This is a genomic window from Microbulbifer sp. ABF4_107, assembly GCF_056312215.1.
The window spans coordinates 1,271,222-1,288,645 of sequence record NZ_CM149983.1 but is presented as its reverse complement, the minus strand read 5'-3'; the positions used below and the strand labels follow the sequence as shown (position 1 = coordinate 1,288,645).

Sequence of the window (17,424 nt, the reverse complement as noted above, 5' to 3'; positions counted from 1 at the left end):
GCAGACTTCGGACAAGTGGCTATATATAAGAGGGCACCTCAAAAAGCATAGATAGCCACCGCTCCGCGGCAGCGTATTGAAACAGGAAATCGGCAAAAGAAGTGACGATATGGACACACGCCAGCAGATAAAAATTCTGGGTGATTGGCTGGAGCAGCAGATTATTGGCCAGGAGACTTTGGTCAATCGGATTCTCATAGGATTGTTGGCCGATGGGCACCTTCTGGTTGAGGGTGCGCCGGGCTTGGCCAAGACAAAAGCGATCAAAACCCTGGCAGATGCCATCGAGGGCGACTTTCATCGGGTGCAGTTCACCCCGGACCTGTTGCCGTCGGATATCACCGGCACGGACATCTACCGCCCGGAAACCGGTGAATTCCATTTCCAGCCAGGACCCGTGTTTCATAACCTGATCCTTGCGGACGAAATCAACCGGGCGCCGGCCAAGGTACAGTCGGCGCTGCTGGAAGCCATGGCAGAACGGCAGATCAGTGTGGGACGCAAAACCTATTCCCTGCCGGAGCTGTTCCTGGTGATGGCCACCCAGAACCCCATCGAGCAGGAGGGAACCTACCCCCTGCCGGAGGCGCAGCTCGACCGCTTCCTGATGCAGGTCAATCTCAGCTACCCGAATGCGGAAGCAGAAACCAAGATTCTGAAACTGGCCCGCGCGGAAGCCAGCCACGGTGAAGGCAAGCCGGAAAATATCATCAGCCAAGAAACCCTGTTCGCCGCACGCCGGGAGATACTCGACCTGACCATGGTCGAGGCCGTGGAAACCTATATCGTGCAGCTGGTCATCGCCACGCGCGAGCCCCAGCGCTACGACAGTGAACTCGCCAGTTGGCTCGATTTCGGCGCCAGCCCCCGGGCCACCATCGCACTGGACCGCTGCGCCCGCGCTTATGCCTGGCTTTCCGGGCGCGATTACGTCACCCCGGACGATGTCATGGCAATTGCCCCGGATGTACTGCGCCACCGCCTGCTACTGAGCTTCGAAGCCGAGGCTGCCGGCGCCAACGCCGACCGTGTCATCCGTCGCCTGCTGCAACTGGTCCCAGCGATTTAGGCGTAAACATCGTCATGCCGGACCTGATCCGGCATCCAGTGAACGCGGGGTTCGAGCGCAATTCGTGCCCGCTGAAAGAACAAACCCGCTGGATCCCGGGTCAAGCCCGGGATGACGAAAATGCAGCGTCATGCCGGACCTGATCCGACATTCAGAAGAAACAGGGGCAAATGCCAACACACCCAATGAAAGAAGCAAACAGGAACCCAAGTGGTTGAAGCACTGAACCACAACGAGCTTGAACTGAAAGGCGCCTACCCCGAGGTGGCACCGCTGGTGCGTCTGCGCCATATCGCCCGGCAGTTGCGCCTGTTCAAGCCCCGGGTCAACCGCAGCGACCAGGCGGGCAACCTGCTTACCCGCTACCGCGGGCGCGGCATGAACTTCGAAGAAGTTCGCTACTACCAGCCGGGTGACGACGTCCGCTCCATCGACTGGCGGGTAACCGCACGCACGGGGAAAACGCATACCAAACTGTTTCAGGAGGAACGCGAGCGCCCGGTGGTAATTTTGCTGGACCTGCGCTCGCCCATGTTCTTTGGCAGTCAGAATGCATTCAAATCTGTGGCGGCCTGCAGCATCGCTGCCGCCCTTAGCTGGGCGGGTCTACAGCACGGCGACCGCATCGGCGCACTGATATTCGACGACAACGACGTCAACACAGTGCGCCCGCGGCGCAGCCACCACGCAGTGCTCGCAGCCATTCACGGAATGGTCGAATCGGCGACCGCACTGAGCAGCCCAATCCCCGCCAATGGTTCCCAGGCATTATCCACGCTGTTAGAAGAAGCTCGCCGAGTTGCCCGTCCGGGCAGCGCCGTATTCCTGATCAGCGACTGCCACGATCTCGACCAAAATTGTGAGCAGGCCCTGTACTCACTCACCCGACATGCGGACCTCCAGGTACTGCGGGTAACCGATCCGTTGGAACAGGAGCTTCCGCAACAGGCCGTCACCATCAGCGATGGTCAGCAGCGCACCTTTTTAGGAAAGGGAAACCAGGGGTTACGCCAGTTTTTCGCCCGTCACCAGCAAGAGGTTCGGGAAAACGCCGCGCAACTGTGTCGCCGGCTGCGCCTGCCACTGCTGGACTTTGATAATACCCGGCCGGTCGTACCGCGCTTGCTCGCCACCTATGGCGACCGACAACCCTCCCCGGGCCGGAGGCACGCGTGAGATCGGCGGGATCCTTGGTCAAACAGGCCGCACCACCCCAGCAGCCGCAACTGACACCAGAGATGCAGCAGTTGCTGGAACAGCTCAAGGATATTCACGAGCCAGCCCCTATTGGCTGGTGGCCACTGGCCCCGGGCTGGTGGATACTCGCGGGCACATTAACCGCCCTGGTATTTGCCGCTGTCTGGCTGTTTTTTTATTGGCGCCGCCAGCGTCAGAAAAAGCAGTACCGAATTGAAGGTGTTCGCCTGTTAAAAGATCTCGATTTGCAGCAGCCTCGCGCTGTCGAGGCGATCAACGTTTTGCTCAAGCGTGTGGCGGTGGTCACCTTTGGTCGCGCCCGATGCAGTCCACTTACCGGCGAGCAATGGATTCGCTTTTTGCAGTCCACCGCCGACACTTCGATGCCGGAAGCCGCGCGCCGAGCCATTCTGGAGAGCCTGTACAGCGCGAAAGACCCCGATGCTCACAGCCTGAATACACTGCGTACATACGCCGAGGAGTGGATGCACAATCACCAGCGGCAAGAGAACCTGGGAAAACCGAACGATTCGCATAAGAACCCCGAGGTCGAGCATGTTTGAGTTCGGACTGCCCTGGGCATTTCTGCTACTGCCGCTGCCTCTCCTTGCCCGCAAGCTGCTGCCCAAAAGTGAACCACTGAGCAGCGCCCTTAAAGTGCCTTATTACCAGCAGTTGCCCGAAAAAAATGGCGGCGCCGCGGGTAACCGCTGGAACCTGTTGATGCTCTGGCTACTCTGGGTATTGCTGCTTTGTGCCGCCGCCCGCCCCCAGTGGTATGGAGAGCCCATTACCCAGACCACCAGCGCCCGCGATTTGCTGATCGCCGTGGACATATCCGGAAGCATGGAAACCCCGGACATGATTCTGAACAGTAATCCTGCCATGCGTATTACCGCGGTAAAAAATGTGGTGGGGGATTTTGTACTGCGCCGCAAGGGCGATCGACTCGGCCTGGTGCTTTTCGGGACCCGCGCCTATTTGCAGGCACCACTGACTTTCGATCGGCAAACCGTCGATACCCTGCTCAATGAAGCGCAGATCGGCTTTGCCGGTCAGGGAACCGCGATTGGCGACGCTATCGGTCTCTCTGTAAAGCGCCTTACCCAACGGCCAGCAGATCAGCGCGTACTGATTTTGCTGACCGACGGCGCCAACACCGCCGGTGAAGTCGCCCCACTGAAAGCCGCCGAGCTGGCCAAACAGGCCGGCGTGCGCGTATATACCATCGGCGTCGGTGCCGACGAAATGGTGCAGCCGGGGCTGCTCGGTTCCCGCTTTGGCGCGCGCCGGGTTAATCCGTCCCGGGATCTCGACAGCGACACCCTGCAGGCCATTGCCGACGAGACCGGCGGTAAGTATTTCCGCGCACACAACCCCCAGGAACTGGTGCAGATTTACCAGGAACTCGATCGACTGGAACCCGTGGAACAGGAAGCGGAAACCTACCGCCCACTGAAGTCCCTGTATGTCTGGCCACTGGGTATCGCGCTATTGCTTTCCCTCCTCTGGGCCGCCCTGCCCCTGATTGCATCTGGAGTGTCAGAGCTGCAACTGCGCAATAGCAGAAACGGCGACAAGCAGAACGGGGGCCAGCCCGCGTGAACTTCCTCGCCGACCTCCATCAGTTCCATTTCCTGCGGCCGGGCACCCTTCTGCTGATCCTGCCCGCGGCACTGCTTTGCTGGGCGCTGGCTCGCACGGTGTTTGCCAGTGGCCGGCTGCAAAAAATCATCGACCCCGACCTCCTCCCGCATCTGCTGCTGAAAGGTGGTGAAAAACGTCCCTGGTTATTTACACTGATCTTCGCACTGCTAACCTGCGCTATTGTGGCCCTCGCCGGGCCGGCCTGGCGCAAGTTGCCGACACCGGTGTACAGCAATCAGGACGCAGTAGTTATTCTGCTGGACCTGTCACCGTCCATGATGGCCACGGACCTGTCACCCAACCGGTTGACCCGAGCACGCCTGAAAATCCTCGATATTCTCAATCAGCGTAAAGACGGGCTGACGGCACTGGTAGCCTATGCGGGAGAAGCCCATATCGTCACGCCGCTTACCGATGACACGGCCACGATCGCCAACCTGGTACCTTCCCTGTCACCAAGGATCATGCCAGTTCCGGGCAGCAATATTGAAATGGCCGTACAGGAAGGTTTGCGACTATTGAAAGACGGTGCCGGTGGTCAGGGGCGCTTGCTCGCCGTTACCGACGGTATTGCGAAAGCTGCCGTGGGGACCATCAAAAAAGAAATGGACAACAGTAACGCGACCCTTTCCATCCTTGCGGTAGGCAGCGGGGAAGGCAGCCCAATCCCGAAAAATACGGGAAGTGGTTTTATTACTGATGACAGCGGCTCGATCATCATTGCCAACTTCGATCGCCGCGAACTACAACGCCTGGCCAATAGCACCGGCGGCAAGTTTGCCCAGATCACCGTGGATGACAGCGATATTGCCCGAGTACTGCCGGACAACGCTTCGCCGCAACAGGCGGAGCTCACCGAGCGGGAGTTCGACCAGTGGAATGAAGAAGGCCCGTGGCTGGTATTGCTGATACTACCCTTCGCCCTATTCCTGTTCCGCCGAGGCACCCTCGCCTGCACCCTGCCACTCAGCCTCCCATTAATGGCACTGCTGGCAACCCCGGATGCCGGCGCACAGGAAGCCAGCAACCTTTGGCAAACGCCAAACCAGCAGGCGGAGGAACTTCTGCAGCAAGGCGATCCTCAAGCTGCAGCCGAAATTTTTGAAAACTCCCAATGGCGCGGCACCGCGCAATACCGCGCGGGTGAATTCGAAGGAGCCGCGAAAAGCTTCGCCGAAAGCGCTGACCCACAGGGTCTCTACAATCTCGGCAACAGCCTCACCCAGCAAGGCCAGTTTGATCAGGCGATCGAAGCCTTTGACCGGGCTATCCAGCAAAACCCCGAGTTCGCCGACGCGCACCACAACAAAAAAATCGCCGAAAAGCTGAAAAAACTGCAACAGCAGCAGCAACAAGACCAGCAATCCCAACAGGGCGATCAGCAACCGGATCAGGATCAGCAGCAAAACCGGCAGCAGGATCAGCAATCGTCGAATCAATCGCAGCAGGATCAGCAGCAGAGCGATTCCGATCAGTCCTCACAAGAGCAACAATCCCAAAACCAGCAGCAGGCAGGTGAAGAGGACCAGCAACAAGACGCTAACCAGGGCGAGCAAGACCAATCCGATCAAGAACAACAGGAACAGCAGGCGGATAGCCAGCAGCAAAACCAGGACGGCGAAGAGTCCGAACAACAGGCCAACGCCCAGCCACAAGAGTCCCAAAGCGAACTGGACCCGGAAACCCAGCAGGCACTGGACCAATGGTTACGGCAGATCCCTGATGATCCCGCCGGTCTGATGCGAGAAAAATTCAAATATGAAAGCCTGCAACGCCGTCGCGCCTATCGCGCCGGCGAATGGCAGCCCCCGGAAAACGGAGCCACCCAAAGATGGTAAGCCAAGTGGATAACTACTCCTTTCCCACCCGCAGGAGTCTGCCTGCAGGCGAACCGCGCGCACGCGCGAAAACCCCACGATCCGCCCGGCTCGCCTATCTGGTCCTGCTGCCACTCCTCCTGTTGGTCACGCTGTCAACCAGCGCCCAGGACCTGACCGCGTCCGTAGACCGCAACGAACTCGCTATCAACGAGACCTTGAACCTGACATTGCGTTATAGCGGTAGCCAAAGCGGCGGCCAGCCAGACTTCAACCTGCTGGAACAGGACTTCGAAGTCCTCTCCCGCCAGCAGTCCAACCAGTATCGCGTCATCAATGGCCGTGCAGAGAGCTTCGTCGAGTGGACCCTGATCCTCGCCCCACTGAAGGAAGGGAAACTCTTCGTCCCTTCCCTGCACCTGCACGGCCAGGTCTCCGATGCCATCCCCATCACCGTCAACAAAGCCGGCCAGACACCCAGCAGCGACAATCGCAAAGCATTTCTGGAAGTCGAACTGGACAAGGACAAACTGTACGTACAAGAACAGCTCCTGGTAAAAGTCCGCCTCTACACCACGGTTGGCCTGCACGACATCGCCACCGACCCGCTGCAGATACCCGGTGCCCACGTGGAAAAGGTGGATGAGCAACGCTTCGAGCGCAGAATCAAAGGCGTGGGCCATGCCGTCTATGAACTGACCTATGCGGTATTCCCGGAAAGCTCTGGCGAACTGCAAATCCCCGCGCTCAACTACGTCGCCGTCACCGGCCGAAGAGACCCCTTCTCCCTGTTTAACCGCAACGCACAACGGGTTCGCCTGCGCTCGGAAGCGAAAACCGTACAGGTAGAGCCGAAACCGGACAGTTACAGTGGTAGTCACTGGCTGCCGGCGGCCAGCCTCGGGCTGGTCCAAAGCTGGTCCAAGGACCCGGAAGAGTTCAAGGTCGGGGAGCCGATTACACGGATTATTACCTTGCGTGCGGAGGGGCTGAGAGCCGCCCAATTACCCCCTCTGCAAAAGCTTAATATCGAGGGCCTGAAAACCTACCCGGATCAGCCGCAGCAGGAGGATCAACCGAGTGTTACGGGTATTACTGGTAGTCGCATAGAAACGACAGCCATCGTCGCAACCAAGCCGGGGAGCTATCAGCTACCGGCTGTCACAATCACCTGGTGGGATACAAAAACCGGGCGTCAGCGGGCTACACAGTTGCCGGCATTTCGATTTAATGTTTCTGGGACTCCGATAGCAAATACTGCCGCGCCCGGTAACCTCACGCCCCCCACTAATCAAAGCGCCAGCGTAAAAGAAGTGGAACCAGGGTTTTGGCAGAAAGTAGCTATTGCGGCAATTGCATCCCACTTGTTCTGGATCTTATACCTGTATATATCAAGACGACCACACCAAAATAAATTTACTGACGAGCCAAAAGCACCTGCTATTCACTCAGGTCACGATTTATATAGCGCAGCCCAATCAGGCTCAGCAAAAGAACTGCAAGCTGCGCTGGCTAGCTGGAAGAAGGAAGTAGCTACAGATAATCGGAAATACACCAACCACCCACCAAAGTACTTTGCAGAGTTGAAAAAACTAGAAAAGGAAATTAATGATGCGCTTTATCAAAACCCAGCAAAGCCCATTAATCGACAGCTAGTTCAAATACTCGTTCAGAGATTAATTGAAGAAAGCTCCGCCCAGCACCCAGAGCCCCATGATAATGCCCTGCCCAAGCTTTTTGCGGGAAACTAGGGAATAGACCGATACAAACCAATTTGATGAAAACAGACAATCATTCTAATCTTACAACGGCAGCGACCACGACAGAAACTCCCCGGACTTTTGTGGCTATTGTATCTCACCGACACGCGCTCAATGTCGCAGAAGACCTTCGCCCACATAGGTGGAGGAAATCTTCGGAAAAGATTTTCCCAATCATTCTTAGCAACGTCCCTGACACTGCATTATTGAAGTACTGCGATAAATATAACCTCCCGCTAATTGAAAATACTACACAGCAAGGGTTCGGAGCGAACAACAATAAAATCTATCGTCACGCGAAAGAAAATTTAGGCCTCAAGGAAGATGATTATTTTTTCTGCATTAACCCAGACATTATTACTTCGGCAGCTGACATTATCCAACTGTCAGAGATTATGAATGCAAACCAATATACTGTCGCAGCTCCCAACTTACTAAAACCTGATGGAACACCAGACGATAACATCCGCTCATTTCCCACTCTGAAAGATATTGCTTATAGATACTTTTTTAACAGCAAGAAAAGTAACGTAGAAAAGCGAATTAAACATGGAAACGAGGTAACCGACTGGGCCTCTGGTGCATACCTGTGCTTTCGGGCTAGTACATACGAGGAAATCCAAGGTTTTGATGAAAAATACTTCATGTACTATGAGGATGCCGACATCTGCCGTAGAGCAGGATTAGCAAAGCAACCCACATATTACATACCATGTGTACAAGCCACTCATATTGGCAACCGGAAAAGCAGAGGCTTACCAACGAAACAACTGGTATACCATGTAACCAGTGCGATTCGCTTTACACTCGCGAATTCAAAGTAACCCGGCTAGATAGCAATCCGGATGAGACTGGATACAGAATACACAGAATAATGCAAAAACTGATACTCCATATTGGGCGCCACAAAACTGGTAGCAGCGCAATACAAAATTGGCTTATAGAAAATACAAACGTGCTCAAAGAGTTTGGTTACTACTACCCCAAGGAAGCACGGAAAGGTCGCGGGCATCATAAAATCGCCGAGCCAAATGCAGGTCGATTTACGGGATTTATCAGCCCACTAACAGGGGCAAGCCTCCCAGCGGCCTTGAACGAGGAACTATTTGATAACGATCAGTTCACACCTATCTTGAGCTCGGAAGCATTTCAGAACTGTCACCCACAGCTCATAAGAAATCTTTTTCGAAAGCATGATACAAAAGTCGTCGTTTACCTCCGTAATCATGTCGATTATTTAGCATCCGCATACACACAGTGGATTCACGCGAGCAATTATAAGGGCTCAATAAGACGCTACTTTCTTACCAGTTACTCGGTAAATTATCGTCGATTCCTACAGCGCTGGGAGAAACAGTTTCCAGGTAGGTTAATTGTTCGACGATTTCAGCGCGAGCTCCTTACAAACAATGACATTCGCGCCGACTTCCTAACCCATGGACTCAGTATTGATATAGAGAAAATACCAAGACTTGCAAAGTCCACCACCAACCCCTCACTAAATCAAAAAGTATTGCAGTTTAAATTGCATTTAAACAGAACAGGCGAAGCCCTAAAATATTGCCAGCACCGCCTATATATGACTCTGCCGCTGTTAAACAAGGAGTTTCCTTCCGAGCGCGTGCAAACTCCGCACTTAATCTCTAAATGGTTGATAACGCGAAATAGAAGACGCGATTCAGAGGTTGCACAGCGATACTTTTCTGAAAAAGAGCTTTTCCACTATGAAGCCGAAACGCCAGCGCGTAGCTACAAATTAAGCAAATCCGAGCTGCACCAAATGAAGGTTGTACTTTCCGAGCTAATAGATAACAAGTGACTTATAACGAAAAATACAGACAGACACATCAAATTCTTGTTTTACGTTACACATTAAGCATTCGCTCTAAAGTGGATTCGGGCATTAAATCCCATAGGTCGGTGCACAACAAAAGGAATTGTAGAAACATACGAATTTAGGCGCAGATCAGTAGACGAGATCTGACGAGTACTTCTAATTATCTTGCTAACATGACGATCATCATCAGGCGAGATACTACCAATTCCGTATGAGTATATCTGCCAATCGTAGTGCTTTGCCGCGCCGTTCCGAGCCAAATCTTCCAAAATTTTCTCAGCACCAGCACGTGACACCAGATACCCATCAGCACCGATAGCTCTCACACTTTCCGCCACGTCGCTGTACACTTCATTAACGTTGAGTAGGTCTAGCTTTCGATTAGAGTCTAGCCACCATCCAGGAATGGAGCGATCATTCAGAAAGCAAATGTCAAAATCTTTTGGCGCAACCTCCAGCAATCTCGAAAAGCTGAATTGAAACCCTGGCAATCCGTCATCCTCGATAATAAGGCCGTAGTCTTCGCCGGACTCCACTACACGCTCTAGTGCGCGAATTTGGGATGTCCAGCAGCCGATGGAGTTTGGCGGAAGCTGTGTTCGGAATACGGATTTTCGCATCAACATTGGGACTGAACTTCCGAGTACTCCCGGGAGTCTCTGTGTTTTACACAGGGTTTTCCCGTATAGCTTCTCCAGTCCAATAAAGCGATGCTCATCGCGATCAAGGTTGATACAGAAAATAGGGACAGATGCGTTAAACCCATCAACGACATTGTGCCGTGTGAAAATTTGAAACTTGTTCAAAATTTCACGAAAAACGTCCGGACGCGCATGCTTCTCTATTTTTCCAAGGGTTTCCCCTAAATAAGCCCAGTCGTGATACGTCAGCAACAAGTTGGCGGCTACAGATGCAGACCAATTACACTTAATATTAATCTTTCTGGCAAATTCAATAGCGGAATCAATGTTCCCTCTGCGAAACATGATTTGTGACTGGTTAATCGGGATAACAGCTAAATTAGAGTCTTGATATCTGAAAATAATCGAGTGTGCGGAATCGATATCGCCTCTGCCCACCAAGAATGTGCAAAACAAGTTGAGCAACATACCAAACTGCTGCTGTCCCTTTCGGAGCGCCATATCGGAAGCTTCGACAAAATAGTACAACCGTTCTTCACTCGATGTAAATGAGGCTCCAATTTCGTCGACGAGCTGCCGAGGTGTGTCGGAGTTAGCCAATTTCGCCAAAAATTCTTCAGTGGAGCAATTCATCAGGAAATGAACCTCGGTATAATGCCTAGTCAATCAATCGATTGGCGGGGGACTGAATAGCCCCTCCCCCCGATGCATCAAGCCGGTTGCAGCACAGTCTCGGCAGTAACTGCATTATTCTTTTGCGCATTCGTCCAATAAGAAACACATGGAATCTTAGAACGATCACAGCGGTGCTCGTACTTCTTGGCGACATCGTTTACTTCCGCCAACAACCCTTCAGACAAAAGTATCGGCTTTAGCCCCATAGCCAGAAAGCAGTCATTCGATACGTGAAGGTCATTTTCTGGCGCTTCGTTTCTAGGGTTGCTCATATAATTGATTTCAACACCGGATAAATCAGAAACCAAATTGGCCAAGTCCCTGACTTTATGTGTTTCCGTCATCTGATTAAAGATTCGGACGCGCTCATTAGTCTCAGGCTCGTTCTCTACAGCAAGCCGAATACAGCGCACAGTATCCTGGATATGAATAAATGCCCGAGTTTGCCCACCTGTACCATGCACAGTAAGGGGGAAACCGACAGCTGCCTGTACAACGAAACGGTTCAATACCGTTCCGTAATCCCCATCATAGTCAAAGCGGTTAACAAGTCGCTCATCACGATTGGTTTCCGCAGTGTTAGTTCCCCAAACAATACCCTGATGAAGATCGGTAATTCGGAGATTATCGTTTTTGTTATAGTATGCGAAAAAGAGTTGATCCTGCGTTTTGGTCATGTGATAGATACTTCCGGGGTTTACCGGATACAGGATCTCCTGATCTATGACATCACCAGAATCTTTCGGGATTTTGACATTCAAGTAGCCCTCAGGGATTTTCATACCCGCGCTACCATATCCATAGACACCCATAGTTCCCAGATGAACAAGGTGGATATCTAAAGCACTCTCCACAATCGCTGCCAACACATTGTGGGTGGCATTTAAATTATTGCTTACAGTGTATATCTTGTGCTTGGCCGACTTCATTGAATATGGCGCAGCACGCTGCTCTGCAAAATGGACAATCGTGCTCGGCTCAAACGCCAGAATTAGATCCAGCAGTTCCCGATATTCTGTAGCGATGTCGATGTTCACAAATCGAATATTTCTCCCGCTAACCTCCTTCCAGGCAGAAAGACGCTGCTCCATAGAAGAAATAGGTGTCAAAGATGTGACACCCAGCTCGTTGTCGATATTTCTGCGAGATAAATTATCAACGATAAGCACTTCATGCCCATGCTCGGACAGGTGAAGTGCAGTAGGCCAGCCACAGAATCCGTCGCCACCGAGAACCAATACCTTTTTCATACAGACCACCTAGTTAGCACCACTAGCGCTTCGTTAAAACGTTACGGTGAAGAGTCAAACCCTTGAAATTTAGGCAATCATATTTTGATAAGGTTACGGAAATATGATTAAAAGGTTACAGGCGCATGAAAGGAGTGGTAAATGACAGGATAACCTCAAGCGCAAGAGGACTCACACTTACGTTGAGAGTAAAACGATGCAGCTTATTTCCTTATATCCGCGTCACGAAAAATCGGGTTCGATTTTTGAAAAACCGACCAATGTTCGCTCGTTCCACGAGTATTCTCGACGTCTAGATGAGCACCATAATGCCTAAAAAATGCTCGCTTGGTAAATACGGACACTAAATCCACTAAGCCAGGCTTTACCGTGTACGGACCATTGACCCCCTCGGGCAAGTCACACAGTAATCGTCGCCAAACTGCCGGACCAGTAGCGCTAAATACACAATTTGATCTATTTTGACCAGTTATATTTGAGTATATATCGGCCATCAGATCAGCGAGCAAAGCGTGTTTCTTTGGCGCATAAAAAATACCATTCAAAATTCCACCATCATGCCACTCGCAAATGTGCAGCTTCTGTGGCTCCTCTTTTACAAATTTAGGAACGCACTTAACGGTAAACTTCGAATCGATATAAAGGCCACCCAAACTATAAATAGCCAGAACACGGAAAATATCAGACTTCATTGCCCACGGAATACAGTTTTCATAGACGTGAAGCCAAGCATTACCGTATTCTCGAACTATAAATTTTTTCGCTCTCTTCTCATCAAATGCTAGTAAATTTAAGTCAGCGTTACCCGCATATAAATCTCTATAGTAATCGACTCGTTTCCGAAATAACCCGATACGGCGATACATGTCATGTTGAAACACTATTACGTTCATTTAGCCTTTGAAACCAGATTATAAAACTCACCTAGCTTCCTCGTACAAAAGCTAGCAAGAGTTCGAGTTAACCTTTCTTATATTCGTTCGCCCGAAAAAGAGGGTCGGGCGAAACCCAGCCAGCACCATATCTTGACTCAAGAAAGCCCTCAATATCTCCAGGTGCGTCCATAGTGTACTGTTCGTAATGCCACTTCTGGACAGGAAGTAGCAGCTTCGCGGGAATATCAGCGTAGCGAACTTTCGCCATCGGAAGTTTAATTCGATCCCTGGCTAAAAAGCCAAAAAATAAATCGACATTGACTGGGTGAGATTTGGAATAAATTTGAAGTAGCGGTGTCCGAGAACTATCGTTTGTACTGGTTTCTCGAACGGTCAAGCCTCGCCTGCGCAGCTCTACTTTGATTCTGTTACACAGCGGCTCGATACCTCCCCAGTGACAGCTATCTACAACTGCCAGCAAATCAATATCATCATCATGCGCAATGAAGTCGCCATCCCGATAGAGCCCCAATAGTGTTCCGTAACAGATCATTGACGCAAAGACGTCCTCATTAAGGCGGCACACATCCAGCACATCGATTACCGTTTCAAACAAGATGTCCTTGGGGTAACTTCTTAGCGAACGACTAAAATCGTGGGCACCAATAATCAGTGGTGTGCCGTCTAACTTTTCGCCCACGCGGGCAACCATAGACTCAAGAGCACTCACCTCTTCATCACCCCAATCTCGGATCGTATGTTTGAAGTAGCGAAAGGCGTGTCGCCCTTTTCCAGATAAAATAAGAGCCGAAATAAGCACCTTGCGAAGTGCGAGATTGGGCCTATCAACCAATTGCATACAGATCCAGCAAAGTTTCCAGATCTCCTCCGAGCCTTGCTGATACGTTTCGAAATTACGTTCCAGGCACGCCTCTAAGAGAGAAGCTACTCGTCCGATAAGCCGCGGGAGGTATCGATAAAAACACCAGAACCCAAATCGCGACCGTAGAGCGAGGTCAAGAATTCTGTAGGTAATTCCGGCATGTTCACCCAGTGATCGGTTTAGTAGTTCTCCGTCGAGCTGCTGGAGCCTTGAATGTAAAAAGGATAATACCGAGACAGATGACGAGCCATCAAAGATACATTGTCTGCCTGAGGCTTCAGCCCCTATGTCAATCCGTATTTTTCGTGACCTATCCCATAAGCCATCGCGTCGATTGAGTAGACGAATCGCCTCTATTGTGTATGTCTTCTCAAGAGAAAAGTTCACCCATGGTTGGCACTCTTTTTTTGTACAAAAAAATGCGGACTTTCGACTCAACCAACTTTCCAATGAAAAGCGCTGATCGTTGCGCATGATGGAGCTCTGCGAACAGTCTCTCACGATTCCTTCACGTAGCGAGACCCACTCCCCCTCGATTTTCAAGTCAATTTCTGACAAGTGCAGGTTGTTTACATCTTCAAGAGATATAATGAGATGATCTAGTTGCGCATTTACCGGCAACACAAAGGCAAACACATCAAGGCCGGGGACTTCAATTTCGAGTTTAGGAGCGACCAGGAAGGAACGGCCCCCCCCCCATTTCCCCTGCTGCAATATTAACTCGCCCAAAATATAGCCCCTACCAAATCATTAATTCTAAAATACACAAGACACAAACTTTCAGTTGTGTTTCGCTACAATCGCGATGCCAGCGAAATCAAGTGATCGCAGACATTGAGTAACTCCTGCTTTTTGTCTTGTTTCACTGACGCCACAAGTTCTTTAATTTCCGTGGTGGAAATATCCTGGGTTCGAGGCAAATAAATTACATTTACGATGTCAGAAAGGTCGTCAAACTTCCCAGCCCAGTCATCCCCCATCGCGAAAATATCCGCCTTTTCTCTAATGACGTCCGTTCGCTTTTGCTCCCAATTCGATTCCGGAAACACGCCATCCACATAACGACACGAATCAAGAACTTCTTTCCGCTGCTCATAGCTCATAATAGTCTGCTTACCCTTCAGTTCATTGAACTGATCCGTCGAGCATCCTACCACTAACCGGTCACCCAAATTGGCCAACCGCTTTAACAATCTCACATGTCCAACATGAAATAAATCAAATGTGCCATAGGTAATAACTGTTTTACTCATATCAACTCTCACAAAACTGGATTTAGCGCTTTCCATGCTCATTCGCGCGGAAGTGCTTATCTGGTACATTCCAGTTCACCCCATAGCGCGCAACCAAAAATCCCTCAATGTCCGCAGGTACCTGGTATTCCCGACCAAAGAACTCTTTGGTTGCAACAGGCTGCAATATGGACGCGGGAACACTGGAATAGTTAACGTTCCGCATCGGAAGCAATAGCTCTCCGCCGGACTCGAACGCCAAGAAAATATCCAGATGCACTTTATGCAACTTGGAAAACACTTGAATAAACGGTAAGCCTTCACGGCGATTATTAAAGTTTATTTGCGCCCGAAATCCAGCTTCGCTTAAATTTTCTACAATTTCTTTTGCAACTTCGTGTAATCCTTCCCGCCCTACGTTCGTGATACACAGCAAGTCAATGTCATCATCGTGGGCAATAAAGTCATTATCTCGATAGAAACCCAATAGCGTTCCATAACAAAGCAACAAAGCCTTATCAGAATCATGCAGACACTTCACAACTGCATCAATAGTATCAAGTAAGGTTTCGCGGGGATAACTGGACAAAGGACGGGCAAAGGTATGAGCCGCAGGGATTAAGGGGTGTTGATACTTCTTGTGCCCAATAACTTCGACATCTTCCTCAATGCATTTTAATTCGGCTTCAGATAAAGAACGAGCGGCAATAGAGTACAGTCTAAATGCATCTCTTCGATAACCATGGCATACCAGCATGTTGATGGAAAAACGTGCCGCAAAAAAGCTTAGCCCCGACTCGAAGAAGCTAAATACACTGGATAGGGAGCGGGCCAAACTAGAACTAAAGAAGTCTACCGATTCGATACTACTAGATGGAAACTGATACTCTGCCCCGAACCTCTCGACTATCCCACAACAGGATTCAATGGTTAACGGACTAGTGCAGATGCAATTCTGAAGCTCAGAAAGCAAATTACAAACATCAACCGGAGGTGAATCAGAAACAGGAAGGTTTTCAACGGTTCGTTTCAACCACGTTAGGCGAGACTGGAGGTCAGAGCCATCGTAAATAGGATACCATCGTCCATCAGCGCAAACAGAAACCCGAAGGTTTCGGGCCCGATGCCAAAGACCATCTCGTCGGTTAACAATCCTTAGTGCCTCTAATTCAATGTCATGTGGAAAACGCACAATGACATGCGGGTTTTCTTCCATCCGGGTAGAAAAAAAGGCACTCGTCCCATTCGCTAACGAAGCGATATCGAAAACTCTGTCATTTTTAACGGCAGAACTTTGCTCAAAAGACAGACTGTCATAATCCTTTAATGAAACCCACGTACTATGGATATTGAAAAGGACATCTGCCAGGTGAAGATGGTTTGTATCTGCAAGATCGATTTTTACTTCTGAGACTCTTTTCCCAACATAAACCTCGAAAGGCATAGTGTCTATGCCATATATAGCAGGTCCCAAATAATTTTCGTCCCAGCGTGACCTCGCCGAATCTTCCTGTCGCTGACCAAATATTGAACGAACAAATCTTGCAATCATAAATAGTCTCAACCCACCCGGTAGCAGATCTCCGCGACAGAGACCTGACCTTCAGCAAGTAGTCCGAATAAATTTTATAAGAGCATCCAGCCTACTGCACCCGGCTCACAGACAAACCAGATACGCGGTAGCCGTTGTACTCGGGCAAATTGACTAAGCGCGCTTTTTACCGAGGCTCAGCTGCTCACATCTACTGCGATAATTTTCAAAGCGTACTGCAAAGTCTTCAATTTTGGCGATTCTCTGGGCAAGAGACTCTTTCGCCATACGATATAGAGCCAGGTCAAAACTATTGTTTTCAACCAATAGGTCAAAAACCTCATCCCCAATTTCCCCGGCCAGATAATTAATGCTGCGTTGCTCTGCCTGCAGGGAACGCGTCGTATTCTGACGCACATAACTTAAGTCAAAATTTGGAAAATACTTCCCGAGCTCTAACTCAATCAGCGCCATAGAACGATCAAAATCCTCTACGAGGCCTACCAGTGATCCGTCATTGAGCCTGTTAGCCGCAGCGGCAAGGTGCTTGATTCCGATAATTTGAGAATTCCGAATTTTGCACTCTGACGCAAGATATGCCACTTGGTAGTCCCGAATCGTCCGTCCAACATCTGGCTCCATACGCCACTTGATGTAGTCCTTCAAATCATATTTCTTTGCAGCTTCGGCACCCGGCGTATCAGATTTCTGCTTGCGCTCGAAACTGTATACGGAGAGCACTCGTAGTAACGGATGACGCAGAAAAAATACAGGTACCGACTTTATGCCCTGTAAGCCTGATGTGTTGCACATATGATGTGAAGAAATGGCCTTGACTTCCGGGTTTCCGATCAAAAACTCCTGAAGGTAATCAACTCCGCGCTGCCGCATTGGCTGGTCGTCGCGATGATCGCAGAATGCACTGCCAAAATATCGCCGCAGAGCCCAATCGAAGGTTGTTCCGGCATTTTTGAAAATATGCCCATGAGTAATAACTAAACGCATAAAAC

At 50.6% G+C, this 17,424-nt stretch carries 15 protein-coding genes; 8 read left to right on the top strand and 7 right to left on the bottom strand.

Annotated features, from left to right (window positions below):
* Window positions 1–109: 109 nt before the first annotated feature.
* From ACYX4K_RS05310 to ACYX4K_RS05275, 8 genes are all read left to right on the top strand, one after another.
* Window positions 110–1,069 carry an AAA family ATPase gene (locus tag ACYX4K_RS05310; protein WP_475093157.1) on the top strand — a complete coding sequence of 320 codons (960 nt, stop codon included), beginning with the start codon at window positions 110–112 and terminating at the stop codon, window positions 1,067–1,069.
* A 210-nt stretch (window positions 1,070–1,279) separates the two neighbouring features.
* Window positions 1,280–2,245 (top strand): DUF58 domain-containing protein, encoded by a 966-nt coding sequence (locus tag ACYX4K_RS05305; protein WP_475093158.1) that lies wholly within the window; start codon window positions 1,280–1,282, stop codon window positions 2,243–2,245.
* 14 nt (window positions 2,246–2,259) lie between these two features.
* Entirely contained in the window at window positions 2,260–2,829 is a 570-nt protein-coding gene (locus ACYX4K_RS05300) for a DUF4381 domain-containing protein (protein WP_475093159.1), read from the top strand.
* Window positions 2,822–3,871, top strand: a complete 1,050-nt coding sequence (locus ACYX4K_RS05295; RefSeq protein ID WP_475093160.1) for a vWA domain-containing protein — start codon at window positions 2,822–2,824, stop codon at window positions 3,869–3,871. The genes ACYX4K_RS05300 and ACYX4K_RS05295 overlap by 8 nt, the downstream gene beginning before the upstream one ends.
* The gene (locus tag ACYX4K_RS05290; RefSeq protein ID WP_475093161.1) at window positions 3,868–5,751 is read left to right on the top strand and encodes a vWA domain-containing protein; all 1,884 of its coding nucleotides are present in this window, start codon (window positions 3,868–3,870) and stop codon (window positions 5,749–5,751) included. The genes ACYX4K_RS05295 and ACYX4K_RS05290 overlap by 4 nt, the downstream gene beginning before the upstream one ends.
* Before the next feature lie 5 nt (window positions 5,752–5,756).
* On the top strand, window positions 5,757–7,481 hold the full coding sequence (locus ACYX4K_RS05285; protein WP_475093162.1) for a BatD family protein: 1,725 nt from the start codon (window positions 5,757–5,759) through the stop codon (window positions 7,479–7,481).
* Between the two features lie 26 nt (window positions 7,482–7,507).
* A complete protein-coding gene (locus tag ACYX4K_RS05280; protein ID WP_475093163.1) occupies window positions 7,508–8,314 on the top strand; it encodes a glycosyltransferase family 2 protein in 807 nt (268 codons plus the stop codon).
* 50 nt (window positions 8,315–8,364) lie between these two features.
* On the top strand, window positions 8,365–9,309 hold the full coding sequence (locus ACYX4K_RS05275; RefSeq protein ID WP_475093164.1) for a hypothetical protein: 945 nt from the start codon (window positions 8,365–8,367) through the stop codon (window positions 9,307–9,309).
* 53 nt (window positions 9,310–9,362) lie between these two features.
* Here ACYX4K_RS05275 and ACYX4K_RS05270 read toward each other — a convergent pair whose 3' ends face one another.
* The 7 genes from ACYX4K_RS05270 to ACYX4K_RS05240 all read right to left on the bottom strand — a co-directional run bounded on the left by ACYX4K_RS05270 (window position 9,363) and on the right by ACYX4K_RS05240 (window position 17,419).
* Complete coding sequence (locus ACYX4K_RS05270; RefSeq protein ID WP_475093165.1) at window positions 9,363–10,601, bottom strand: hypothetical protein; 1,239 nt, start codon at window positions 10,599–10,601, stop codon at window positions 9,363–9,365.
* A 77-nt stretch (window positions 10,602–10,678) separates the two neighbouring features.
* Window positions 10,679–11,893 carry an NAD-dependent epimerase/dehydratase family protein gene (locus ACYX4K_RS05265; protein WP_475093166.1) on the bottom strand — a complete coding sequence of 405 codons (1,215 nt, stop codon included), beginning with the start codon at window positions 11,891–11,893 and terminating at the stop codon, window positions 10,679–10,681.
* Window positions 11,894–12,096: 203 nt separating this feature from the next.
* A complete protein-coding gene (locus tag ACYX4K_RS05260) occupies window positions 12,097–12,774 on the bottom strand; it encodes a glycosyltransferase family 32 protein (RefSeq protein WP_475093167.1) in 678 nt (225 codons plus the stop codon).
* 79 nt (window positions 12,775–12,853) lie between these two features.
* Window positions 12,854–14,365 (bottom strand): LicD family protein, encoded by a 1,512-nt coding sequence (locus ACYX4K_RS05255; RefSeq protein ID WP_476178781.1) that lies wholly within the window; start codon window positions 14,363–14,365, stop codon window positions 12,854–12,856.
* 80 nt (window positions 14,366–14,445) lie between these two features.
* Window positions 14,446–14,904, bottom strand: a complete 459-nt coding sequence (locus tag ACYX4K_RS05250) for an FAD synthase family protein (RefSeq protein ID WP_406827640.1) — start codon at window positions 14,902–14,904, stop codon at window positions 14,446–14,448.
* Between the two features lie 22 nt (window positions 14,905–14,926).
* Complete coding sequence (locus ACYX4K_RS05245; RefSeq protein WP_475093169.1) at window positions 14,927–16,435, bottom strand: LicD family protein; 1,509 nt, start codon at window positions 16,433–16,435, stop codon at window positions 14,927–14,929.
* A gap of 153 nt (window positions 16,436–16,588) precedes the next feature.
* A complete protein-coding gene (locus tag ACYX4K_RS05240) occupies window positions 16,589–17,419 on the bottom strand; it encodes a hypothetical protein (protein WP_475093170.1) in 831 nt (276 codons plus the stop codon).
* Window positions 17,420–17,424 lie beyond the last annotated feature (5 nt).